Origin of the sequence: Sorangium sp. So ce693, assembly GCF_051521375.1 — a bacterium.
GTDB classification, from domain to species: Bacteria; Myxococcota_A; Polyangia; order Polyangiales; family Polyangiaceae; genus Sorangium; species Sorangium atrum.
On record NZ_CP150347.1, the window covers coordinates 7224853 to 7248357 of the forward strand.

Consider the following 23505-nt stretch of genomic DNA (forward strand, 5'->3'; position numbering starts at 1 on the left):
AGGCGGCTCCTCGCGGAGGCAGGACATGACCGACTCGATGAACCCGCTGCTGGAGCTCGTCGCCCGCGATCGAGAGCACGACTGCGACGGGGTTGGCCACGTGAACGTCTGCGTGCGGGTGGTCGGCGTCGCCGAGCTGCCGACGCGCGCCGGCCACTTCCGCATCGTCGCGTTCTGGAACAACCGAGACGCCAAGGAGCACATCGCGATGGTGCACGGCGACGTCATCGGCGCCTCGAACGTGCCGACGCGGCTGCACTCCGAGTGCGTGACAGGCGACGTCATGGGCTCGCTGCGCTGCGACTGCCGCGATCAGCTCCTCGAGGGGTTGAAGAAGATCAAGAGCATGGATCGGGGCATCCTGCTCTATCTGCGCCAGGAGGGACGAGGGATCGGGCTCATCAACAAGATCCGGGCGTACGCGCTGCAGGACCAGGGGCTCGACACGGTCGAGGCGAACCTGGCGCTCGGCTTCAGGGACGATGAGCGCGACTACGCCGTCGCGGCGCACATGCTGCGCAGCCTGAACGTGAGATCGATCGAGCTCATCACGAACAACCCCAACAAGGTCCAGCAGCTGACGCAATACGGAGTTTCTGTGGTCGGGCGCGTCCCGCACGTGATACCGCCGAACGATCACAACCGCTTCTACCTGGAGACCAAGGCGAAGCGCTCGGGGCATTTCATCGACACGTGGGGCAAGCCGCACCTGGTCGAGCAGAGCGATCCCGTCGTGGTCGACGGGATGTCGCCGCCGGAATCCGAGCCGGCCGAGCCGGCGCCCGCGGGCTGAGGTCCCCGCGGGCGCGGGGGCCCAGGCTCGGCAGCCTTAGCGGCGGCGAGCCTCCGATCGATGCCCGTCCGGCCCTACGGGGCGCCGCGCGGCGCTGTCGAGATCGCCTCATGGCGCGGCGCCGGTCAGGCGGCGCACCCGGTCCGCGTGGGGGCTCGCCGGGAAATGCGAGAGGAACGCCCCGGCGCGGGTGCGCGCCTGGTCGGCGCGCCCGCTGCGCAGCAGCGCGTCGATAGCGACGATCTCCCGATCGGCCGCGAGGCGCCCCTCGGGGAACTCGGCCTGGTGCTCGTCGAGCAGGGCGAGCGGCGCCTCCGGCGATCGCGCGAACACCGCCCTGATCTCCGCGAGCCGCCCGGCCTCCCGGAGCAGCTCGTCGCGCTCCAGCAGCGCGGCCGCCGTCGCGGCGGGCCGAAGCGTGGGCTCGCCCTGACCGGCGCTCCCCTGGGGCAGCTCCCGGCCCACGCCGGGCGCGGACCGAGGCGGCAGCTCGACGCCGGGCGCCGGCACGGGCGCCCCGAGCGCTTGATCGCTGCAACCTGCGAGGAGGGCGAGGAGCGGGGCGGCCAGGCCTCCCGCGATCCACCGGGTGTGTGACGAATGGTGAACGACATGCATGTCGTCGACTCCTTCATGGGGCCGAGCTGGCGGACCCCCGTCGAGACGGGCGCGCGAAAGCGCGCGTGCCCATTGCGGGACCGCAGCTCGCCGTCGCCATGGCCGCCAGGGCGGCACGGCGTATTCGACGTAGTGGGCTCGCGCTCCAGCAACGACGGCTCGAGCGCAAGCATTCCTAGCTGACAGGGATAGTGTAAAAATGAACTATCAGTTTGTCAACACTGCTTACTTACGTCGTCCGAAAGCAGCGCTGCCACTTGTCTATGGCCGAATTCGCCCTACTCGGCTCAGAAGGCCCCGGCGACGCCCACGCCTGCGCCGCCGCCCGCCGGCGCGAGCGAGACGCGAAAACGCGGCGTGCCAGGACCGGCAACGCCCGGGCGCGGTGCATGAAACAGAGCCGGGATCAGCACGCCGGAGGCGGCGCCGAACACGGCGCCCGTGAGCACGTCGGTGAAATAATGGCGATCGCCGGCGATGCGCAGGTAGCCGGAGAGCGCGGCGAGCGCCATTCCGTTCGCCCATACCCACGGCGCCGCGCGATAGCCGCGCATCGACGCCACGGTGCCGCTCGCGGCGGCGAGAGAGAAGACGGCCGTCGAGTGGCCGGAGAAGAACGAGAGATCGTCGTCGTTCGGGACGGGGCCCGAGGCCCCCTCGCCCGCTCGGAGCACATCCAGGTTGTCGTAATGGGAATAGGGCCGCTGGCGGCCGACGATGTATTTGGTGATCTGGTTCAGGTCCATCGCCACCACCATCGCCTCTGTGACGATCACGAGATCGGCGGCGATGTTGTCGGAGCGGCCGTCGTACCACGCGGCGAGCGCGGTGAGGCCCAGCGCTGCGGCGGGCGCGACGCCGAGGACCATCACGTTGCTGACATCATGAGCGGTGTTCGGGTTGTCTCTCCAGACCAGCGCGTCGCGGATCGACGTGTCGAGCGCGTTGGCCTCGCACCAGCGGCACGACGCGGGGGCGAGGCCCTTCTTCGCGAGCTCGGACGCGATCCATGAGGCGCCGCCGACGACGGTGATCGGCAGATCGATCTCGGGCAGGTACGTGAGCTCGGGAGACGGGTCGGCGGCGGCGGACGGCGAGGACGAGACGGCGACGAGGAAGGCAGGCAGAGCGAGCGCGGCGGGGGCACGCATGAGGGCGCGAGCGTAGCCGGGGCCGAGGGGCACGGGAATCCGTCGCGGACGTCAGACGCGCGACGGCCCCGGCGCGGCGAGGAGCAGCCCGTCGAGCAGGCGCGCGTGGGCGTCGTCGACCAGGTCCCGGAGCGCCGCCGGCCCGGCCTTGGCCAGGGCGCCCGACGCCGCGAGGGTCGCGAGGCCGTGGTGCATCGCCCAGATCGGGACCGCGAGCGCCCGCGGATCGCCGGGCGGGAACGCGCCGGCGCGCTGCGCCTCCTCGATGAACCCGAGGAGCACGCCCAGGTTCTGCGCGGTGGCCGCCGTGACCCGCGGGTCGTCCACGTCCACCTCGCCGGAGTACATCACGTGGAAGGGCGCGGGGTGCTCCAGCGCGAAGGCGACGTAGGCGAAGCCGGCCGCCAGGAAACGCGCCCGGAGGTCGCCCCCGGCGCCCTCGAGGGCGGCCGAGATCCGCGCGCCGAGCGCCGCGCTCGCCTGGACGGCGAGCTCGGTCATCAGGGCGCGCTTGTCCGCGAAGTGGCGGTAAGGCGCGGCGTGCGAGACGCCGATGCGCCGCGCGACCTCGCGCAGCGTGAAGCTCGCGTTCCCTTGCTCCTCGATGAGCGAGAGCGCCTCCTCCAGCACGGCGCGCCGCAGGTCGCCGTGGTGGTAGGGCCGGTCGACGGGGGGCGACGCTGGCGCGGGTGAAGGGCGCGACGCGGGTGCGGGTGAGGTGCGCGCGCGCGGACGGCGGCGCCTTGCGGGGGAAGCCACAGCGCAGCCGCACGATACCACGAAGGCCGCGGTCCACCGAGCCGCCGTGCACCGAGCCGCGGGGCGCAGGGCGGCGGGGGCAGGGCCGCGAGCTCACGAGCCGCAGGCGGTCGCGAAGAAAATGTAGGCAGCGGAAACTTTCCCATGTTGTCAGTGTCATCATCGGGCGCGCGGGCGGCCCGGTGGGGCCGGCGCGCTGCACCCGATCCAGGAAAGGAGCCCCGTATGTCCGAGCCCCGTCGATCCCCCGAGCGCGAACGCCTCCTCGCCGCCGTGGAGCGCGTCCGCGGCGTCGCCGCCGCCCACGCCGAGGCCTCCGAGCGGCTGCGCACGCTCGCGCCCGCGGTCGTCGACGCCCTGCAGTCGAGCGGCCTGCTCGCGATGGCCGCGCCGCGCGCGCTCGGCGGCGTCGAGAGCGATCCGCTGACGCAGGTCGAGGTCTTCGAGGCGATGGCGCGCGCGGACGCCTCGGCGGGGTGGTCGCTGATGATCAGCGCGCTGCTCGCCGCGCTCGCCGGGGGCACGCTGCCGGACGAGGGGGCCCGCCAGGTGTTCTCAGGGCCGTTCCCGACGTTCGCAGGGCTCCAGGTGCCGACCGGCCTCGCGCGGCGCGTCTCCGGGGGGTACGTGCTCGAGGGCCGCTGGGCCTTCGGCAGCGGCGTGCGGCACGCGTCGTGGGTGTTCACCTGCGCCATCGCGGCGCCGGAGGGCGGGGCCCCTCCGGCGGGGCCGCCCGAGATGATCAGCCTCGCCATTCCGCGCGAGCAGGTGGTGATCGAGGACACGTGGGACGTGGCCGGCCTGCGCGGCACCGGGAGCGACCACTACCGGATCGAGGGCGCGCTCGTGCCCGAGGCGCGGACGTGCCCCTTCCCGGCGGCTCCGCAGCGGCGCGGCGGCGCGCTGCATTCGCTGCCGCTGATTGCCCTGCTCGCGGCCGGTCACGTCGGCTTCGCGCTCGGCGTCGGGCGGCGCGCGCTCGACGAGATCGCCGCGGTCGCCCCGCGCCGCGTGAAGGCCTGGCCGCAGCTCGCGCTGGGCAGCCACGCGGCCTTCCACATGGACCTCGGGCGCGCGGAGGCGAAGCTCGCGGCGGCGCGGGCCTATGCGTTCGACGCGCTCGGGCGGATGTGGGACCAGGCGCGCGCTGGAGAGGCGCTCTCGGTCGAGGACTGGGCGGCGATCCGGCTCGTCCAGACGTATGCGACCGACGTCGCCGCGGAGGTCGCGAGCTTCGCCTACCGGGCCGGCGGCGGGGGCGCGCTCTACGCGGCGAGCCCGCTGCAGCGGTGCTTCCGGGACATCCACGCGGCGACGCAGCACATCGCCGCGACCGACGACGCCTACGAGTTCGCGGGGCGCGCGCGGCTCGGGATCGCCGAGCTGCACCCGATGCTCGCGCCGCGACCGCCCGCGGGCCGTCCTTGAACACGTTCCCGAAGTGAGCAGACCCGGCTAGGCCGTCAACCTCGTCAACCTCGAGCGCCGCAGCCAGGCGCTGCGCTCATTTCCCCATCTTCATCGCATGCGGACGCGCCTGCAAGCGATCGATGTAGGCCTCCAACCTGGGCCGCCCCGTCGCGTTTCCCCACAGGCGCGCCCACATGAACATCGAGCCGATCATCACATCGGCCGCGGTGAACCGGTCGCCGAACAGATAAGGCCCATCCCCGACCTCGCCTTCGATCACGTCCATGGCCGTGGCGAAATCCGTCCAGCCCCGCTGGGGTCCCGTCTCGAGCTTCATCAGGTGATCGCCCATCGACGGCTCGAGCTGCGACGTCGAGTAGACCATCAACGACAGATAACGCCCCCGCTGCGGCTCGCCGATCCGCGGCGCCAGCCTGGCTTCGGGAAACTTGTCCGCCAGATAGAGACAGATCGCCGCGTTCTCGAAGAGCCTGGTGTCGCCGTCCACAAGCGCGGGCAGCTTGCCAGCCGGGTTGATCTTCAGGAACTCCGGCGCCTTGTGCTCCCGCTTCTCGAGGCTGATGGGGACGAGGTCGTACGTGGCACCGCACTCATCCAGCATCCACTTGGTGATCGCTGCACGGCTCTTGGGGTTGTAGTAGAGCTTCATTGCAATCTCCTTCGCAGGTTTGATGGGACAGCCCGGAGCATGGCAGAACGCAACGATGGGTTCTACAGCGGAGTGCAGATTTGTGTGCTACGGACTCAGCCGCTAGCCAGGCGATCGCGGCGCGCGCCTGAGCTGCAAGGAAAGGAGCCGCGGCGCGTCGCTCCTGACCGCCTCCGCATCGCGCCACTCGCCCAGGTGAACGAGCGCGAACCCGGCCCCCAGGCCCGCATTGACGTACTCGGAGACGTCGTGCAGGAACGCTGTCACACGCTCGGGCTGGCCCGTCTCCGGGTTGACGAAATTGGCCTGCCCCCCGCGCATCTGTCGCACGGGGTGCAGCTCGCACAGGTAGAGCTCGCCTCCCGCGCGCAAGACGCGGGCGGCCTCGGCGAAGACCGCGTCGATGTGCTCGATGTGCTCCAGCACGAGCATGGCAATCACGACGTCGGACGAGCCCTCCGCGAGGGGCCAGGAATCGCGGATGTCGTGCTGCACGAAGCGGACGCGGGGAGAATGCACGCGGGCCCTCGCGCGACGCAACATCCCCTCGGAGAAATCGAGCGCGAGTACGCTCCTCGCGTGCTCGTCGAGCCACTGCGTGTTGCGCCCGGTGCCGCAGCCGATCTCGAGCACGTCCCGGCCGGCCAGCGCCAGGCCGCGCTTCCGGAGGACCTCGGCCGCCAGCTCGCGGGTCCGGTTGAAATCGTCATCGTACGTCGCGGCCCAGCGATCGTAGGCCGTGGCGATCTCGGGTTTGTCTGGAGAGCTGGACATGAGCTCGCTCGGACTCCTGTGTCGTTCACCCGCCCAAGGAAACGCCGTCAACCAGGATCGCGAAGGCCTCCCGGTCTGCCGAACGCCCTCGACGCCGGGGAGTCTATCGGGGGGACGGCGGCCATGTCAACAGCACATCACCCGAGCATTCCAGTGGCGAGACCCACCGCAGAGGCGCTCTCGGACCGGCGCAGCGACAGCCGCTACAAGCCGAGCTCGCTCAGCCCAGGATGCTCGTCGGGCCGCCGCCCGAGCGGCCAGTGGAACTTCCGCTCCTCTGCCGCGATCCGCACGTCATTGATGCTCGCCTCGCGCCGCCGCATCAGCCCCTGCCCATCGAACTCCCACTGCTCGTTGCCGTGGGACCGGTACCAGTTCCCGCTGTCGTCGCGCCATTCATAAGCGAAGCGCACCGCGATCCGGTCACCGGTGAACGCCCAGACCTCCTTGATCAGGCGGTAGTCCAGCTCCCGCTGCCATTTGCGGTGCAGAAACGCCTCGATCGCCGCCCGCCCCTGGAAGAACTCGGCCCGGTTCCGCCAGCGGCTATCGACTGTGTATGCCTGAGCCACGCGCGCGGGATCCCGACTGTTCCAGGCATCCTCCGCCAGCCGCGCTTTCCGGGCGGCGGTCTCTGCGGTGAAGGGCGGCAGCGGCGGGCGCGACACGACAGGATCTTCGCTCAAGGTGCACCTGAACGAACCTTCCTCGAATCCCCCGTCCCCGGCAACCCCTTTCCACGCGGAGCTCCTCAGGGCCGTACCGCGGACCGGCCGCCCCCGTCCTGCCACCGGCGCGCGTCCGTCGCTCGAGCGCGCCGCCCCCGCGGGGCCGCCTGGCCGCTCCGGCACACGCGCCGTGGGAGCCGCCGCGATGCTTGGCGCTCGCCCCGGCGGCGAGAGCTCGTTAGAGTCGCACCACGCTCCGAGGAGCCTGTGCGCTCGAGAGGGATCCGATGACCATTCCGATGACTTGCGTCTTCATCTCACTTCTCTTGATCTACGTGGCCCGCCTGTTCGTCGCCAAGGCGCAGTCACAGCAGCCCGAGGGCCTGGACAACCACAACCCGCGCGACCAGCAGGCCAAGCTCACCGGCGTCGGGCGCCGCGCCCTCGCCGCCCACCAGAACGGCTTCGAGGCGTTTGCGCCCTTCGCCGCCGGCGTCTTCACGGCCCACCTCGCGGGCGCCGACGCTCGCTGGAGCGCCATCCTCGCCGTCACCCACGTCGCCGCGCGCGTGCTCTATCTCGTCATGTACCTCGCCGACAAGGCGTCTGCCCGGACCGCGGTCTGGATCATCAGCTTCGCCGCCACCGTGGGCCTCTTCCTCCTGAAGTGGCTGGTCTGAACGGCGCAGCGGCGGCGCGGCGGGTACGCCGCGGCAGGCTCAGCGCGGCAGGGGCATCCACGCGCCGTCCGTCGGGACGTGGATCTGCGCGGGCAGGTTCTTCGCGGCGGCACGCTGGGTGAACGCCGTCACCGGCTCGCGGTAATGGGCGAACGTGGTGTGATGGATAGGGATCACATGGCGGGCGCGGAGCAGCGCGGCGGCGGCGACCGCCTCCTCCGCGTCCATCGTGCGGAGGCCGCGCGCGCCGTCGACGCCGACCGCGCCGAGGTGCGGTAGCCAGAGATCGATGGGCGCAAAGCGAGCCGCCACCGCGCGCATCGGCTCGCCGAAGACCGAATCGCCGGTCCAGTAAATCGAATAGGGGGTCGCGCCCTCCCAGCGGAGCACATACCCGTTGCCCTTGCCGAGCGTCGCGTCGAGCGCAGCGTCGTGGGTGTGGTTCGCGGGCACGGCGAGGATGCGCAGGCGCCCGGCGCGGGTCGGGAGGACGGTCTCCTGGTCCCAATCGAGCGGCGTGAGCTTCGTGAACCCCGCGGCGCGCGCGGCCTCGACGGCGTCGGGGGGGAGGACGAAGGTGACGTCCTTCGGGAGCGTCTCCTTCGCGACGGCGTCGAAATGGTCAGCATGGTTATGGCTGAGGAGGATGACGTCGAGGTGCCCGAGCGGCTCCGCCGGAGGATCGGTGTAGCGGGCGATCGGCGCGTTCTCGACGCCTGTCGACGGGTGTTTGGGGAGCACGAACACCGCTGGCCCGCGCGGGCCAAGGACAGGATCGGTGAGCAGCCGGAGGCCGTCGCGCTCGAGGATCGCCGTCGGGCCGCCGCGCCACTGGAAGCGCCCGCTCGAGGCCTCGGCCGCGGGGGCCGGCGGCGTGATCGCGGCCGCCGAGCCGGCCGGCGGCGCGCTGGCTCCGCCGCGGTCCGGCGAAGCACAGGCCGTCAGGGAGAGCGCGAGCAGCGCGGCGACGATCGACCCCACGGGCGCCAGCGGCTTGCGCGGGCGACCCGTCGAGGGCGCGCCTGCGCCGGGCTCCGCCCCGGCGGGCTGCGGGAGCTGCTCGGCACGTCCATTCCACCTGCTCGGGACACCCGTCATCCGGTTCATCGTCGTCGCCTTCCTGGCCGCGCGGTTGCAATGAGGTTCTCGGCGAGGGACCGCGCGCGCGCGGCGGCGCCCGGTCCCCCCTCGCGGACGGCGGTCACGATCGCGCCGTCGATCAGCAACAGGAGCTGCGGCGAAAGCGCGTCGGCGGCCGGCACGCCGGCCTCGCGCAAGAGCCGCTCGAAATAGTCGATGAGCCGCAGCTTGTGGCGCTGCGCGGCCTCGTGCGCGGGGTGGCTCCGGTTCGCGACCTCGACCATCGTGTTGAGGAACGCGCAGCCGCGAAAGTCGTCCGCGGCGAACAGCTCGGCGAGCGCGTCGAAGACCGCGAGCGGCCGGTCCCGCGGATCGCCCGCGAGCGCCTCGACTCGCCCGGCCAGCCACGCGCGAAAGCGCGCGTCGCGCGCGTCGAGCACCGCCACGAGCAGGTCGTCCTTCGTCGGAAAGTGGCGGTAGAAGGTGGCCTTGGCAACGTCCGCCTCGGCGATCAACCGATCGACGCCGACGGCGCGATACCCATCGGCGTAGAAGAGGCGCTCCGCGACCTCGAGGATGTGGCGCCTGGCGTCCCGCACGGCGCTGTTGTAGACAGACAGGTCTGTCTTGTCAAGCGCACGACGCCGCGCGTGCGCACCGCTGCCCGCAGGATCGCCGGGCTGGGGCGCCGCGCCGGCGCCGCGCCGTCAGGGAACGCTCATCTCGAACGCCACGCTGTAGTTCGGCTGAGCCTTGCCCGTCGTCGATCCGACGAACGGATCGGAGTCGCGCAGCTGACCCCAGCGGATCGTGCCGCCCGTCATCGACGTCCCGTCGGTCGTCATCGCATAACCGACCATCACGCCGGACGCGGGGAGGTTCCGCGCGGTGATCTGCACCGAATCGCCGGCGATCTCCACGCCGCTGATCTGGATCCGGGTGTTGCCGCTCCAGAGCTCGAAGCCGCGGCCCTGCGCCCACTCCGTGAACGCGGTCTGGTGGGGAGACGGCAGCGCGCTGTCCCAGGCGAGCGGCGGCACCGGGACATGGAAGTGCACGGTGACGACGTTGCCGCTGCGCTCGACGCGCGTCGGCTGGAGCGGCTGCCAGTCCTTCCCGAGGACGACCTTCTCGAAGTAGATCTGGCCGAATTTCTCGCCGAGCTGCTGGTACCCGTTCGCGTTCAGGTGGATGTGATCGTTCGCATACGGGTACTGGTACTTCGGACCCGAGCAGACGATATCGCCCGGGTGATCCACGCCGACGCGCCACTGCGCCTGCGTCGACGTCGACCGCGTGCCAGCGTCGGTGTGCACCGAGTTCTGCTGGGACACGAGCAGGGGGATGCTCCGCGACTGGCCGGTGATCCGGAGGACATCCTGGTTGTAGTCGGACCACAGCTTTGCCAGCTCGTCCCCGTAGGTCGCGCTGCCGGCGTCGGCCTCGCCGTGCGTGATCACGATGGCGCCGACGCCGTACGTCTTGCCGGCCTCCCTGGCGAGCCGCGCGATGGCCTCCGCCTCGAACAGCGTCGCCGCGTAGGCGCGGCCCATCGACGTGTCGCCCGAGGCCGTCTGGGTGGCCCCCTTCCGGAGGACGCTCATCGGCTGCCCGCTCTCCCCGACGACGGTGTGCACCGTGATGTGATCGCCGCCCGCGGCGGCCTCCGCGAGGGACGAGATCTGGTCGGCCATCGCCGTGTGGGGCGTCTCGCCATAGATGTTCTTCGGGTAAGCGCTGGGGTAGGTCGTCGCGAACGCGCGGATCGGCTCGACGAGCGGCACCAGGGCGAGGGACGTCTTCGCCGCGTCGAAGGGGGGCACGCTCGTGTCCCCGAGGGACAGCTTCAGGTTGTGAAAGCGCTGCGTCGTGGTGCGAGGGGGCGTGCCCTCCGCGCCGACCGAGAGGCTCTGTCCCGTGCCGACGATGCCGGTCCAGTCCCAGAGCGGCGCCGGCGGCGCGCCGCCGCCCCCTTCGCCTGCACCGCCGGTGCCCGGCGCGCCGCCGCCCCCTTCGCCTGCACCGCCGGTGCCCGGCGCGCCGCCGGACCCGCTCGCGCTGCTCGTCGCGCCCTGACCGCCGGCGCCGCCGGAGCCGCTCGCGCTGCTTGTCGCGCCCTGACCGCCGGCGCCCTGACCGCCGGCGCCGGAGGACGACCCGTCCGACGAGTCGCATCCGAACGCCGCGAGGAGGAGAGCGAGAGTGCCTGACGAACCAAGGCTCAAGAACGAAGATTGTCGCATGTTGGCTCCTTGCCGCTGCACGAGCGGGCCGGGTGATTGCGCGGCCCGGAACGTTGCTCGCCAGGCCGCGTGGAGGAAACCAGGACCGGCCATACCACGGAGGCGCAGAAAAACTGAACCGATTCAGTTGATGGGACCTCAACCTCGGTCGGAAGCTCCGCCGGGGCGTCGAGCTCGGGGGGCAACCTCCCTCGAGGGTCCGCGGCGCGGCGGCGGTGACCAAGCAGGCGCTCACCTTCTCCCGCGTCGGCGGCCCGGAGCTGGTGCGACGGAAGGAGCCCGCCATGTCTCCGCTCCGTGATCGAGGGCCGGCGCCGTGCGACAGTACACATCGCCGAGCACGTGCTACGGTCGCTCCCGATGCATGTCAATGCAGCGTTGCACCATGCTCTCGCGGAGTTCTTCGCGCTCTTTTCATCGAATTTCCTCCAGGGGACGCCCGAAGTCCCCCCGTTCACCGCGAGGCTCGTCGGGACGTCGATCGAAGTGACCCTCCAGGCGGGCGAGGTCGGGACGACCATCATCCGCCAGCGGGGCTCCGCCCTCTACCTGCTCGCCGGGCGGCTCTGGGCCGAGGCCCGCGCGAGCGAGGGGCACGGCCTCCGCTGCCTGCTGCCAACGCTCACCCCTTATCCCCTCAGCTTCTCCACGCAATGGGACAACTGGCAGAACCTCCAGCAGGCGGCGCTGCCCGCGGTGGGCCGGATCGCGCTCGCGCTCGACGACGATGCGCACGAAGAGGCGGTCCTCCTCCTCCGGCACGTCCTTGACGTCGACTCCGGCTATTGGCTCGAGCTCGAGCGCGCCGTGCCGAACGGGCTCCGGAAAGAGGTCCTCGCGAAGCTGTCCGAGCTCGAGGAGCGGACCCGCTCGACCTCCTCGCTCGGCGGCCACCTGAAAGCGCTCGCGCCTCACGCCGGCAGCAGCGATCCTCGCGAGCGCCTCTTCGTGGCCAAGCACTATCGAAGCACCACGAAGCACCTCTCGAACGACAATCACCTCACGTTCATGAAGAACACCCAGCCTGCGCTCGAGGCGTGGCTGAAAGAGGGGGACGGCGCCGTCTTCGAGACGGCTGTCGGGATCGCCGAGATGATCGGGTACAAGCTGTTCGAGCGCAGCGCCTACGCCGAGGCCGAGCCGTGGCTGTCGGCGGCGCGCGACGCGGGGATCGCCAGCGCCGAGCTGCTCCGCGCCCGCTGGGAATGCCGGCTCTACCGCGGCGACGCGCGCGCCGCCGCGGAGGACTGGCGCGCGGCCGAGCCGATCGACGACCCGGCGCACGGGCTCTCGCTCGGCTTCTTTCATCGTGGCGACCGGCAGGATCGAAGGGCGATGGGGCTCGCGCGGGTGGCGCGATCCCTCGGGAAGCTCGCGGGCGGGGAAGACCCCTGCCGCGACCGCCCGAAGACAAGAAAAGCCAAGGCCGTCTCCGAGACAGAGCGTTCGTCGCTCCTCGCGACGGCGTGCGTGCTCGCCGAGGAGGCGGTCGCCCTCGTCGACGAGCGCGCTCGAGGCGACGAGGCGCGCGCCCGCGCCGGCCAGGGGGTCACGGATCGCGGCTTCGAGGCGCGCATCTTCGCCTCGCGGGCCCTGGTCCGCGAAGGATCGGGAGACTCCGCCGGCGCGCTCGACGATTATCGCCGGGCGCGGGCGCTCGCCACCGCCGCCGGGCTCTCCTGGCAAGGCGATCTCCACGGGGAGGACATCCGGCGCCTCGAGCGCTCAGGCAAGGAGAACGGCGGCGCGATCCCGGAGAGCTTCGACCCCGATTGGTTCCTCGCGAGCGAGCGCAGCGACGACGAACGCAGCCGAGCGGCCGCCGTCTGGTGCGCGCAGCCCTGGCGGGTGGTCCCCGGCGCTCGCGAGCGCGGCGCGTCGATTCCGATCGCGTTCGCCCTGGTCAAGGCCATCGTCGATCACTCGGCGGCCCTGTGGAAGCTCGGCGAGGCGGACGGCGTGAAGCTGCCCGATCGGCTCGAGCTCGCGCAGCGGGCCCGACCGCTCCTCGATCGCTTCGCCGACCGGCGCGACGCCGACCGTCTGGAGAGCGTCCTCGACGACGCGCACGAGATCGCGTTCGATGTCCTGCCCCGCCATGAAAAGGCCGAGCGCGCCGGCTTCTTCGCCTTCCTGCGAGCGCTCGGCGACGCCGAGGCGATCGACGAGGAGCGGGTCCTCTCCGCGCTCGGCGACGACGCGTGGAGCCGCGTGAGGCGGCATCTCGAGGCCAGGCTCGACAAGCTCGACCCGCTGCGCGACGTCTTCGACGCGACGGTCCACGCCGGCGCGCCGATGGAGGCGGTCGTCGCGGCGCTCGCCGCAACCCAGCAGCTCTTCCGGAACGATTGGGCATCCTTCGCCACGCCGCGGCCGGCCTGGGTGAAGCTCGCCGAGCCGCTCGATCGGGCGGACGCCGCGAAGCTCGCCCCGGCGCTGATCGAGCTCATCCGCCGCGAGCAATCCGTGCCAGGCCATTACGGCCTGGCGCGCCTGCCGGCGAAGTCGCTCTGGCCGCTCTTTTACGCATGGCACCCCTCGACCGAGGCATTCCTGATCGAGGTGCTCGCGGGGAAGCTCGACAATGGAAAGAGCCTTTCCTCGACGCAACGCAAGACGCGCCACGAATGCCTCTCCTGGTTTGCCGACGAGAAAAAGCTCGCCAAGCTCGGCGCGGCGCTGGCGAAGAGGGGCCGGTAGCAGTTCGTCAGGGTCGCCTCGAAACCGAAGGCATGATCCCTGGGCCCGATCGATCATCTCTGTGTGCGCGCCGGCGCCGGCTTCTCGCCGAGCTTCTTCTCGAGCGGCGCCCCCTCTGCGCTCTTTTTCTTTTCGATCCAGGCGATCACCGCGTCTCGCCACGAGAGCCCCGTCCCCACGGGCTTCGGATCCTGCGCCGCGAAGACGGCGCCGTCACCGCCCCCGTACATGAAATCGGTGATGATGACCGTGTAGCGCTTCTTCGGATCCATCGGCTTGCCGCCCACGGACCAGCTTCCGTCGGGCGCCTTCTTCGCGCCGGAGACGATGAACGACTTCGCCTCGAGATCCTGCGCGAGCGACGCGCCGTCGATGGATACCTTCACAAGACGGTTGTCGAACGGGAGCACGCTCCAGATCGTCGCGTGCGTGATCGGCCCCCGCGGGATGGTTTGTCGCACGCCGCCTCGGTTCATGATCGCCACGTCGCCGCCCAGCTCGTGGAGCCAGGCGTCGCTCACGATCTTGCCGACGGCCTCCTCCGGCCCGATCCCGCCCTCCGAATAGCCGATGACCTTCCCGAGCGCGCTGTCAACCTTGGTTTTCCACGCCGTGACGAGCCGTGCGAGCGGAGGATCCGCTGGGACTTGCGGATCGGTCGCCACGTCGACGATGGAATGGCTGACGGTGACCAGGCGGGCCTGCGGGGGATTGCTGGGGTTGATGGTGATGGCGACGCGGGCGTACTGGTGCAGGCGCCAGCCGGGGCCGATGACGGGCGTGTCGCCTGCGCGCGTGTCGATTTTCCTGTGGCAATGGCCCCCTCCGACGAACGCGAGCCGCCACTCCGGGTGTTTCTCCACGATGGGCACGAGGTTGTCGGGGCATTCGTGCGCGGTCACGACGACGACGTCGGCCGCTCCCTTCTCCCGCGCTTCGTGGATCGCTTTGTCGAGCGAGGCCTCGGTGGGCTCGAACGTGATCCCCTTGAAGCGCTCGGCCATCGCGGCCTTCAGCGTATCTGCTGCGGCGAGCCCCACGACGCCGATCTTCACGCCCTTGCGCTCGAAGACCTCGTACGGCCGGATGGCGAGCTCGCCCGCGAGCTTCGCGTCGTCGATCTTCACGTTCGCCGCGAGGTAATGCAGTCGCGCGAGATCACGGAGCTTCGTGAATTGAGGCACACCGAAATCGAACTCGTGATTGCCGAACGCCGAGGCGGCATAACCCATGCGACCCATCGCGCTCGCCATGGACTCGCCGTTGAAATACGTCGAGATGGCGGGGCCGGTGAAATTGTCGCCGCCCGAGAGGAGGAGCGTGCGCGGCGAGGTGCAGTCCTCGGGCGCCGCGGGCGTGAGCGCTCCTGCCGCCTCGATGCCCGCGGGAACGGGCCCTGGGCAATGCCCTTCGTACTTCACGAGCCTCCCGAGCAGCTCGGCCGCGCCTCCGCGGCTCACGCCGTCGTTGGACAGACTCTCGATCCAGCCGTGCTCGTCCGACGTGTAGAGCAGCGTGACGGTGACGTTGCCCCGCGGCTTCACGGCGAGCGGAGGCGTCGCGCTCGGGGGTGTCGCTGCGCTCGCCTCCGTCGAGGACCCCGGCGGGTTCAGGGGTGCTGCCGGGCCCCCCTGAGGCTGGGCAGGGCCGCAAGCCAGGGGAAGCAGGACGGTGCACGAGCCAACGAGCAGGGCAAGCGGGCGCATGGTCGAGCACGATAGTCCAGGCGGGGCGTGGTCGGAACCTCAACCTCGGTGGGCCCGAACCTCAACCTCGGTGGGCGGTGCCGGTGCCGCAACCTGGGTCGGGCCTCAGCGCGTCCCGGCGGCGCGTCGCCGTCAACCGTCGGTGCGCGCCGCGGGGAGCGGGCGGCGCCGGCAGCTCACCTCGACGAGGATGTCGCCGGGCGCCTTGAAATAGAACATCACGCCGCGGCCGTTCTCGCTCACGGGGCCGCTGTCGATGCCCGCCGCGACGATCGCCGCGTGTTTGTCGTACACAGTGGCCACGTCGCCGACGATGAAGCCGATGTGGAAGCCCTCGGGATAAGGGCCGTCCGCCTCGCGCCGACGCTGGAGGACGAGCGTGAAGTCGCCGGGCCCCGTGAGGATGGCGATCGCCGGCGAGTGCCGGTTGCCGTGGACCTCGAACCGGAAGTGCCGCTCGAAGAAGGCGGCCGTTTCGAGGACGTCGGGGACCTGGAGATCGATGTGATTGAGCTGCATGGGAGCCTCCACGGAGGACGCACGTGCGTCCAGGTGCCGTGGGACCTCACTCCGTGGTGGAGGGGACATGGGCTCCCGTCATGGGAGTGGCCGGGGCTCGCCTGAACCGGCCTACCTCTTTCGGCGAGCGAGAAGATAGCGAAGGGATCGCGACCTGGCAACGTCCCGCGAGACGTCGACGCGCCGTGGGCGAGAACGTGGCTGCGGTTCTCAAGGAGCGCGCACGGAGGAAGCGCGGGAGCAGATCACCGGCGCAGGGATGTGCAAGGACGTTGCGGTGGAGGACGGGGAGATCTTCGTCTCCGATCCTCCCGCGCCCGACGTCGGCGGGGCGCGCGAGCCCAAGCTCGCGCCGCTGGTCAGCGATCCCAGGTGCCGATTTCCTCCTGATCGACGTACAGTGCACGGCGAGCAGATCATGACCGCCCCCCTGGTGACGCCGACGCTCGAGCACGCGCTGCCGATCGACCGTGACCTCATCCACTGTGCGACGTTCGCGCTCGCGTGGGCGGAGCTCCAACGGCAGCTCGGATCCGAGGACGTGCTGGTCGAGCCCACGGAGCTCTCACGGGCGCTGGGCCGCGCAGCTGCCGTCGCCGCCGGTACCGTGGATTCGGCGGAGTCATTCGCCTGCGCAGGAGAGGGTGATGCGGCGGTCGCTGCGATCCGTGCCGAGCTGGTTCGCCGGTTCGGCGATGCGCAGACGCGGCTATTGCCGCAGAGCGTGCCGGCGCACGCTCTCGTAGCGTTCGCCTTGCTGCGGACCAGGGTTGCATTCGAGCGGCCCTTTGTCCGCGATCGCTCCGCGGGGCTCTCGTTCCTGGGGAGCCGCGTGCAGTGCTTCGGCCACTGGGGCGGCGCCGGGGCGAGCGCCTATGCTGGCGCCGCGACCGTACACCGTTACGAGTCGCCGGGTGATTTCGTCATCGAGCTCCGCGGCCGCGGCGGCGCGTCGGTCGTCGTCGCTCGCCGTGAAGGCTGGTCGACGCTCGCGGAGGCGACGCACGACGCGCTCGGCGCGGTCGATCGTGGGCCTGGCCGGTGGGCTCGTCTGTGGGGGCAGACCTCGCTGCAGGACGACGACATCTTCCAGGTCCCGGTCGTGTCGCTGCGCGTCGAGGCGTCCTTCGACGAGCTCGTCGGCAAGCCCATCGTGCCGGGGGATCGCGTCCTCGTCGCCGCGTTTCAGACGCTGGAGCTCGACGTCGACGAGCACGGAGCGCGGCTCGTGTCCGAGGCGCTCGCGCTCGGCATGAAGAGCCGCCGTCGCCGTGGGCGCGAGCTCGTGTGCGACGGACCGTTCTTGCTCGCGCTGCGGCGCGCCGGCGCGCCAGCGCCGTACTTCGCCGCATGGCTGCAGTCGGGCGCGGCGTTCGTTCCCGTGGAGCCTGGGTGAGCGGGTGAGCGCGGCTCCTAGAAGGGCCGCGGATCCACCGTGGTCCATGAGCCCTTGATCACCTTCTCGTGGACCGGGGGGCCGGGTTTGGTGATCGTCGCGCCATACGAGGGGACGATCTTCCCTATGATCGCGTCGGAGCCGAGGTAGGCGCCGACACGGCTGTCCGCCTTGGCGCCCGAGGTCGGCGCGAGCGTCATGTCGGCCACCCCCTGCGCCATGCTCGGCCCGAAGAGCGGCTTGGTGGCGCCGTTGCAGGAGGCGACGTCGACCTTGGCGCCGGGCGCCGCGCCGTTGAATCCAGCGGCATTGAGCTGTTTGCCGAGCTCCCTGCCCCCAATGCTCTCCTTCTTGCCGTTCCACTCGATCGAGCCTGGATCGCCGTGGGAAACCACGATCACGTGATCCTCACCGGCGAGGTTCGCGCTCGGCAGCTGGTGTCCCTGGATCACCGTCGCTCCGGGATACTGCTTCTGGTACATGGCCACCGAGTCATTGATAACCTTGTCGTTGCTCCCCTGGATGATGACGACGAGCCCGAGCGGGTCGAGGTGGAAGGTCGCGTTCGGCAGGAACCCGATGTCCTGAAACGAGGCCGGAAAGCCGAGCGGGTCTGGCGTGAGATAGACACCGAGGTCAGGGTCGTAGTACCGGAACCGGTTGTAATGCAGGCCCGTCCGCGGATCGGCGCGGTGCCCAGCGAAGCGCAGCGCGCCGATCGCGCCGCTCGAGCGCGCGACGCGGCCCCACGCTGACAGGTCGACGTCGGCGAGCTCGCCGCTCGGCGCCGCGTAGAGCCAGGGCGTCGCGGTCAGGTCCGTGGCAATGAGGCGCCACTCTCCCTCCACGGTGCGCTCGGCGAGCGGCGTGAAGCCGTCGTCATCGAAGACACGCCTTACCGAGCGCAGATGACTCGAATCGACCTCCTCGACGAGCGCCTCGTCGTCCCAGAGGAAGAACGTGCTCCGGCCGTCGTCGCCGAGCTCCGCGAGTCGTCGTCCGAAGGCATCGTAGACGTAGCGCACGCGGTGGCCGGCGTCGGAGCGCGCGATGACGAGCCGGTCCTCGGCGTCGTACTCGAACGTCCAGCTCCTCGCTGCGCTACCGGTCACCTTCCGCACCAGCCGGCCGCGGTCGTCCCAGGAGAGCTCGGCGGCGGTGGTGCGGAGTGGCCGCCCGCCCGGGCCGAGCTGCCAGCTGGCGCCGCGCGGCACCGCGGTCCCCTGAGGGGCGATCTCGAAAGCCTCGTTCGCCCCGAGCCCGCGCACCGAGAGCGGCCGCCCGATCGGATCGAGCGCATAGCTACGCGCGCCGTGGCGATCGTCGTCGATGTGGGCGACGGGCCCGCGCGGATCCCACGCGTACGCGCGTGTGCGCAGGGTCTGGTCCGCCCGCCGCAGCGAGACGCGCGTCGGGAACCCGAGGGCGCTGCGCTCGGTCGTGAGGCGAAGATCCCCGAGCGAGCGCGCGACCTCGCGGCGCTCGTGGTCGCGCTCGAGGGATAGATCGAGCGACGCCGTGCCGCGTTCGTCCTCGCGCGACCCGACGCGGGCGAGCCAGCCGCCAGCGCCGCGCTGCAGCTCGGCCGACCATCCGGTCGAGTAGCGTCGCGCGACGATCCGACCGAGGAGATCGTGCGTGTACTCCACCGTGAAGCGGTGTCCGCCGCACTCCTGTACCTCCCGCGCCACGCGGCCGAGCGGGTCGCGTTCGAAGAGGACCGACGTGGAGGCGTTCGTGGCGCGGCGCACTTCGCCGAACGTGTCGTACTCGAACCGCGCGCGCTCGCCGCTCGAGTGCTGGCGCTCGACGACGCGGCCGAGCTGGTCGAGGACGAAGCGCACGAACGTCCCGTCCGGGCGGGAGATCGTGACAGGCCGATCGCCGCCGTCGTAGTCGAAGCGGGTCCACAGGCCCGCGAACGACCGCTCGCTGACGAGCCGCCCGCGGCCGTCGTACTGTCGCTCGTGGCGCTCGCCAGCCGGGTTCTCGATCCAGCGCAGCCGGAGCATGGCGTCGTATCCGGCGCGGATGCGCGTGCCGTCCGCCCGCATCCGCTCGACGAGCGCACCGGCGATATGGCGGAACGACTCGCGGCCGCCGCCTGGCCACTCGACGTCGACGACGTGCTGCGCGGCATCGATCGTCCACCTCGTGCGCTGTCCCTCGGGCCCCTCGAGCGCGACGAGGTCTCCGCGCGAGTCGTAGGACAGATCGAAGGTGGCGCCCGTCGGGAGTCGCAGGCTGACCGGCAAACCGAACAGGTCGAACGTGTACTGCCAGACGGCCCCCACCGCGTCGACGATCTCGACCACGTTGCCGTGGGCATCGTATTGAAAGCCGGTCGTGGAGCCGTCCGGCCAGTCGATGGCGCGGTTCCTGCCGCGATCGTCGTACGACGCGCGCGTGGCGGCGCCCGAGGGGGAGACGTGCTCGAGCGTACGCCCGTTGCGCGTGCACTCGGTCACGGACAGCCCGTTCGGCAGCCGGCTGATCCGCGCGCCGTCCTTGACGCTCACCTGCGCGCGGGCGTCGTTGGCGCTCGTGCGCGCCGGCGTGCCGGTGGCGTCGTACGCACGCGACCATCGGAGTCCGTTCGGCTGGATGGAGGAGATGGCCCGCCCGGCTGCATCGTAGGTGAAGTGCGTCGCGTATCCGCACGGATCGATGTAGTGCTTGATGAGGCCGAGCTCGTTGCCCCAGTAGCGATGGACACCACCGCACGCGTCGACCATCGTGGTCTCGTGGAGTCCTGGCCCGTACACGAAGCGGGTGTGAAAGATGCCTTTCGGCCGGTCTGGCGCGTTTGCCTCCGGCGCGCCGAGCGCTGCGAGCACGTCCTCGCCTTTCAGGTCGCCCCATGTCTCGACGCAGCGCCGCTGTCCGAACGCGGTCTTGTAGACGAAATGGTAGCGAATTTTGTCCGGCCGCTCCTCGAGCACGAGGTAATGGTCTTCATCGTACTCGTAGCGCGTCTCGGCCCCACCAGCATCCACGGCGCCCACCAGGTCCCCGCGCTCATCGAGCTCGTAGGTGACCAGGCGTTGGCGGTGCACGCGTCCCTCCTCGTCCGACGCAGCGACCCACCAGATCACGAACCGGTCGTCGCGTTCGAGCCAAGCGCGTCGCCCTACCGAGTCGACGATCTCGACGACCGCGCCGTCCCGCCAGCGGACCTCGGCGACGTTTCCGCTCAGATCGCGTAGCTCCGCGAGCTCCCACCGATGGCGCGTCGGCGAGGGCGCGAGCACGCGGAGGATGCCATCCTGCAGATCGACGAAGAGGCGATCTTGCTGGCGCCAGAGGCGCCGCCCGTAGGGGAGCAGCAGCGTTTCATCGGTGCTCGGTAGGGCAAGCGTGGTCCGCCGGAACGTCTCATCGACGAGCACGAGGTGGTCGCCATGGCGCTCCGCGTACCAGAGCAGGCTGTGCGACCATCCGCGCCCGATGCCGGCGTCGAACGCGACCGACGAGGTCCTGTAGTGTCGGATCAGCGTGACCCACAGGAAGCCCGGAAGCTGGAAGTCGACGACAGGCTCTGTGAACAGCGTGCCAGTTACGACGTCGACGGGGTGGCCACCGGCTGCCTGCCCCTCCGTACCCGGGGGCGCTGGCGGGCTGGGCGGTGCTGCTCCCTGGTTGCTCCCGCCGCCGCCTCCACCGCCATTGCCGGCGCCCTGCGGCCCGCCCCCGCCCGGCCCGCCTGCGCCGCCGCCGCCGCCGCCCCCTCCCCCGGCGCCGCCGCCCGCGCCGCTCGCCGTCGCGCCCGCGCCGACGGTGATCGACTTGTTCATCTGCCCCATGCTGCCGGTGATGCCGGCCATGCCGAGTTCGATGATGACGTTCGGCGCGCCGAGCCACGGGAAGCAGGGCCCTCCGGTGTTGAGGCTGACAACCTCCTTGAGCGTGCCGGGCTCGTTGCCGTGGCATGCCTTCATGCAGCCGCCCACGGTGAGGATCTTCGCGCCTTCGATCTTGGTGCGCATGCACGGATCGATGATCCCCTCGGCCACGGTGCCCATCGTGGGATAGGGGATCGGCAAGGGGCTCGGGGCGGCGGGGGTGAGGCACACGCTCACTGCCATGCCAGTCATCTGGTGACCGGATTTCTCGGTGATGGTGTCCATGTGGAGCGCCGTGACCTTGCCCATGATGGTGAGATGGTCGCACGTGGAAGACATGCGACGGAAGCCGCCATGCTGGGCAGCAATCGCCACGCGGTCGGATCAGGGCATGACGTGAGGCGCCTTGCGCCGCCTCCGGCAGCGCCGCCGGCACCTCAACCTGGTCGGGCCTCAGCCAGGTCGGGCCCAGCCTGGGTCGGCCTCGACGCCCAGGCGACGGGCGGTCGGCCAGCGGCCGCTCTGCGTTGCGATCCGGAGGGGTCCGGCGCCCCCGCGGGCTCTCTGCGTTGCGGTCCGGAGGGGGTCCGGCACCCCGGCAGGCGTTCTTCATTGCGGTCCGGAGGGGTCCGGACCCCTCCATCTGGCACAATAAGCTGCGGATCCGGGGGGCGATGGCACAGAAGAACCAGATAGACAGCGACATTTGACACAACTTGACCCCGGTGAGGCGCTCTGCGGAGCGCCTCGGAGGGGTCTGGACCCCGGTGTGTCGCAATGCATTGCGGTTGAGCCAGTGTCGGACCCCCCTGATCTGGCACAGATCGAGGCCGAGGCGGCACAGGATGCGGCGCTGGTCGCTCCGGGATGGGCCGGAGGACGGGGATGGGCACCGGCGGGAGGCGGCGAGGGCCACGCCGTCCGGAGCGTACAGAGGAGTCTGCGGGGGCTTGGCCCTGGAACAGGGTCACGAGGAGCGGACGAGGCGGGAGGAGATCGCGGCGCCGGCGGTGCGCGTCAGGCAGCTGGGATCAGCTATCGGCCGGCGCGGGCGCGGCCGTCGGCGCGCCGGGCTGGAGGGGAATACCGGGCGGGGCGGGCGTCGCGGTGTCGCCCTCGGGCTTGTCGTTCCTCCGGGGTGCGCCGCGGCCGCTCGACCCGACGCTCCAGCTCGCGAGCGGCGCGAGAAGCTTGTCGGCGAGTTCCTGCGTCTCCGGCTCGTCGGGCTCGACGGAGCCCATCACCTTGATCACGTAGGCGCGCAGCGCCTCGGTGAATGCGGCGAGTGCGTCGCGCACGCTGGGCGGTGCCGTCGCGGCCGTGGCCGCAGGCGCGGTGACGCCGAGCGCCTTGCCGTATGCGGCGTGCGCGGCCTCGAGGGCGGAGAGGAAGCGCTTGCCGCCGAGCGCCTCGATGCGTGCGTCGAGGCCGCTCTTGCGGATGCGCTGCATCCGGAGCTCGCTCTCGGACCACTCCAGCACATACGTGAGCTGGAGGAACTTGAGCCCTCCGGTGAAGAGCGCCGCCTTCAGCGAGCTCGCCTCGGCGGCTTCGGGCGCGCCAGGCGGCAGCTTGGTATATGCGGTCAGGAAGTCGTGGAGACCGCTCCAGCAATTGTCGAGGACGCGATCGCACTGGACCGCGTCCTCACTCGCCTCCCCTCCCTCCGAAAGCGACACCTGATCGCGCAGCGCCGACGCGAGCTCGTCGTGGCGCAAGGCCAGCGTGGCGAGCACCCGCGCGACGCCCTTCACGAGCTGTTTCTTCGCCGGCTTCGCCGCCGTGATCAGCTGCTCGCCGAGCGCCATCGCCCCCACGGCCGTGAAGCGCGGGAGCTGGATCACTTCCGATGCTGTGTATTTGCTCATGAGATCACCCTCGTGCGTGGCAGGAGCGCGGGATTGCGCTGGAATGCCAGACGGGCCATCGTGAGCTATCGATGAAATGAAGAGGGTTGTCCAGGGATATTTTGACGGGAGGGCGATTAGGAGAAGAAGGCGCTGTGTCGAATTCCTGCTGTCCGGGGGCGATGGCGGGCGGAGAGAGGGAGAGAAGGTCGAGGGATGTTGAGGGGATAGCGGGGTTGGCACTGATCTCGCTATTGCGCCGCTTCGCCAGGAACCGTGGTTCAGCGGGGTGAGCCAGCCCGGAAGACGGAGGAGAAGCGCCCGGCAGGCGTCACGATGACGTGGTCGCGAAGGGGTACGTCGATCAGGTGCGCGGCGTGCTCGATCTCCTGGGTGAGCAGCACGTCGTCGGCGGACGGCGCGGGGTCGCCGCCCGGGTGGTTGTGGGCCATCACGAACGTGACGGCGCCGAGCTCGAGGGCCGCGCGGAGGACGTCGGCGGGGCGCACGGACGCGGAGAGGAGGCCGCCGCGACTGATCATGCGGGCGCCGCGGGCCCGGTCGTGCACGTCGAGCGCGACGATCCAGACCTCCTCGTGGACGAGCGGCCGGGAGCTCCTCATCGACGGGACAGACGACCTGGTGAAGC

At 70.8% G+C, this 23505-nt stretch carries 19 protein-coding genes; 5 read left to right on the forward strand and 14 right to left on the reverse strand.

All coding sequences use genetic code 11. The features are described from left to right. Nucleotides 1-25 precede the first annotated feature (25 nt). Entirely contained in the window at nt 26-793 is a 768-nt protein-coding gene (gene ribA, locus WMF14_RS26885) for a GTP cyclohydrolase II (protein WP_272093740.1), read from the forward strand. Nucleotides 794-901: 108 nt separating this feature from the next. On the opposite strand, the gene WMF14_RS26890 is transcribed toward ribA, so the two are convergent. The 3 genes from WMF14_RS26890 to WMF14_RS26900 all read right to left on the reverse strand — a co-directional run bounded on the left by WMF14_RS26890 (nt 902) and on the right by WMF14_RS26900 (nt 3192). Further along, nucleotides 902-1411, reverse strand: a complete 510-nt coding sequence (locus WMF14_RS26890; protein ID WP_437790600.1) for a hypothetical protein — start codon at nt 1409-1411, stop codon at nt 902-904. A 287-nt stretch (nt 1412-1698) separates the two neighbouring features. After that, the gene (locus WMF14_RS26895; protein WP_437790602.1) at nt 1699-2562 is read right to left on the reverse strand and encodes a phosphatase PAP2 family protein; all 864 of its coding nucleotides are present in this window, start codon (nt 2560-2562) and stop codon (nt 1699-1701) included. Nucleotides 2563-2613: 51 nt separating this feature from the next. After that, nucleotides 2614-3192, reverse strand: a complete 579-nt coding sequence (locus tag WMF14_RS26900) for a TetR/AcrR family transcriptional regulator (protein WP_272093743.1) — start codon at nt 3190-3192, stop codon at nt 2614-2616. Nucleotides 3193-3546: 354 nt separating this feature from the next. Between WMF14_RS26900 and WMF14_RS26905 the strand changes: the two genes are divergently transcribed. After that, nucleotides 3547-4749 carry an acyl-CoA dehydrogenase family protein gene (locus WMF14_RS26905; protein ID WP_437790603.1) on the forward strand — a complete coding sequence of 401 codons (1203 nt, stop codon included), beginning with the start codon at nt 3547-3549 and terminating at the stop codon, nt 4747-4749. 76 nt (nt 4750-4825) lie between these two features. Here the strand turns inward: WMF14_RS26905 and WMF14_RS26910 are convergent, their stop codons facing one another. The 3 genes from WMF14_RS26910 to WMF14_RS26920 form a co-directional block, all read right to left on the reverse strand. Then, a complete protein-coding gene (locus tag WMF14_RS26910) occupies nt 4826-5401 on the reverse strand; it encodes a glutathione S-transferase family protein (protein WP_272093746.1) in 576 nt (191 codons plus the stop codon). Between the two features lie 102 nt (nt 5402-5503). Further along, nucleotides 5504-6175 carry a class I SAM-dependent methyltransferase gene (locus WMF14_RS26915; protein ID WP_437790605.1) on the reverse strand — a complete coding sequence of 224 codons (672 nt, stop codon included), beginning with the start codon at nt 6173-6175 and terminating at the stop codon, nt 5504-5506. Between the two features lie 203 nt (nt 6176-6378). Then, the gene (locus tag WMF14_RS26920) at nt 6379-6843 is read right to left on the reverse strand and encodes a DUF1348 family protein (protein ID WP_437790607.1); all 465 of its coding nucleotides are present in this window, start codon (nt 6841-6843) and stop codon (nt 6379-6381) included. Between the two features lie 287 nt (nt 6844-7130). Between WMF14_RS26920 and WMF14_RS26925 the strand changes: the two genes are divergently transcribed. After that, nucleotides 7131-7523 carry an MAPEG family protein gene (locus WMF14_RS26925; protein WP_437790609.1) on the forward strand — a complete coding sequence of 131 codons (393 nt, stop codon included), beginning with the start codon at nt 7131-7133 and terminating at the stop codon, nt 7521-7523. Between the two features lie 39 nt (nt 7524-7562). Here WMF14_RS26925 and WMF14_RS26930 read toward each other — a convergent pair whose 3' ends face one another. The 3 genes from WMF14_RS26930 to WMF14_RS26940 all read right to left on the reverse strand — a co-directional run bounded on the left by WMF14_RS26930 (nt 7563) and on the right by WMF14_RS26940 (nt 10846). Continuing rightward, the gene (locus WMF14_RS26930) at nt 7563-8630 is read right to left on the reverse strand and encodes an MBL fold metallo-hydrolase (RefSeq protein ID WP_437790611.1); all 1068 of its coding nucleotides are present in this window, start codon (nt 8628-8630) and stop codon (nt 7563-7565) included. Further along, nucleotides 8627-9202: a TetR/AcrR family transcriptional regulator gene (locus WMF14_RS26935; protein WP_437790613.1), complete on the reverse strand. Its 576-nt coding sequence runs from the start codon at nt 9200-9202 to the stop codon at nt 8627-8629. The genes WMF14_RS26930 and WMF14_RS26935 overlap by 4 nt, the downstream gene beginning before the upstream one ends. 108 nt (nt 9203-9310) lie before the next feature. After that, a complete protein-coding gene (locus WMF14_RS26940) occupies nt 9311-10846 on the reverse strand; it encodes a dockerin (RefSeq protein WP_437790615.1) in 1536 nt (511 codons plus the stop codon). Between the two features lie 378 nt (nt 10847-11224). Between WMF14_RS26940 and WMF14_RS26945 the strand changes: the two genes are divergently transcribed. Next, nucleotides 11225-13546 carry a hypothetical protein gene (locus WMF14_RS26945; protein WP_437790617.1) on the forward strand — a complete coding sequence of 774 codons (2322 nt, stop codon included), beginning with the start codon at nt 11225-11227 and terminating at the stop codon, nt 13544-13546. A 53-nt stretch (nt 13547-13599) separates the two neighbouring features. Here the strand turns inward: WMF14_RS26945 and WMF14_RS26950 are convergent, their stop codons facing one another. After that, nucleotides 13600-15252, reverse strand: a complete 1653-nt coding sequence (locus tag WMF14_RS26950; protein WP_437790619.1) for a bifunctional metallophosphatase/5'-nucleotidase — start codon at nt 15250-15252, stop codon at nt 13600-13602. Between the two features lie 132 nt (nt 15253-15384). Beyond that, nucleotides 15385-15771 (reverse strand): VOC family protein, encoded by a 387-nt coding sequence (locus WMF14_RS26955; RefSeq protein WP_437790621.1) that lies wholly within the window; start codon nt 15769-15771, stop codon nt 15385-15387. Between the two features lie 259 nt (nt 15772-16030). On the opposite strand from WMF14_RS26955, the gene WMF14_RS26960 reads away from it, so the two are divergent. Next, nucleotides 16031-17167 (forward strand): hypothetical protein, encoded by a 1137-nt coding sequence (locus WMF14_RS26960; RefSeq protein ID WP_437790623.1) that lies wholly within the window; start codon nt 16031-16033, stop codon nt 17165-17167. Nucleotides 17168-17184: 17 nt separating this feature from the next. Here the strand turns inward: WMF14_RS26960 and WMF14_RS26965 are convergent, their stop codons facing one another. The 3 genes from WMF14_RS26965 to WMF14_RS26975 all read right to left on the reverse strand — a co-directional run bounded on the left by WMF14_RS26965 (nt 17185) and on the right by WMF14_RS26975 (nt 23479). Then, nucleotides 17185-21348 (reverse strand): PAAR-like domain-containing protein, encoded by a 4164-nt coding sequence (locus WMF14_RS26965; RefSeq protein ID WP_437790625.1) that lies wholly within the window; start codon nt 21346-21348, stop codon nt 17185-17187. Nucleotides 21349-22040: 692 nt separating this feature from the next. Further along, nucleotides 22041-22877, reverse strand: a complete 837-nt coding sequence (locus WMF14_RS26970; RefSeq protein ID WP_437790627.1) for a hypothetical protein — start codon at nt 22875-22877, stop codon at nt 22041-22043. A 260-nt stretch (nt 22878-23137) separates the two neighbouring features. Continuing rightward, nucleotides 23138-23479 (reverse strand): JAB domain-containing protein, encoded by a 342-nt coding sequence (locus WMF14_RS26975; protein WP_437790629.1) that lies wholly within the window; start codon nt 23477-23479, stop codon nt 23138-23140. Between the last annotated feature and the right edge of the window lie 26 nt (nt 23480-23505).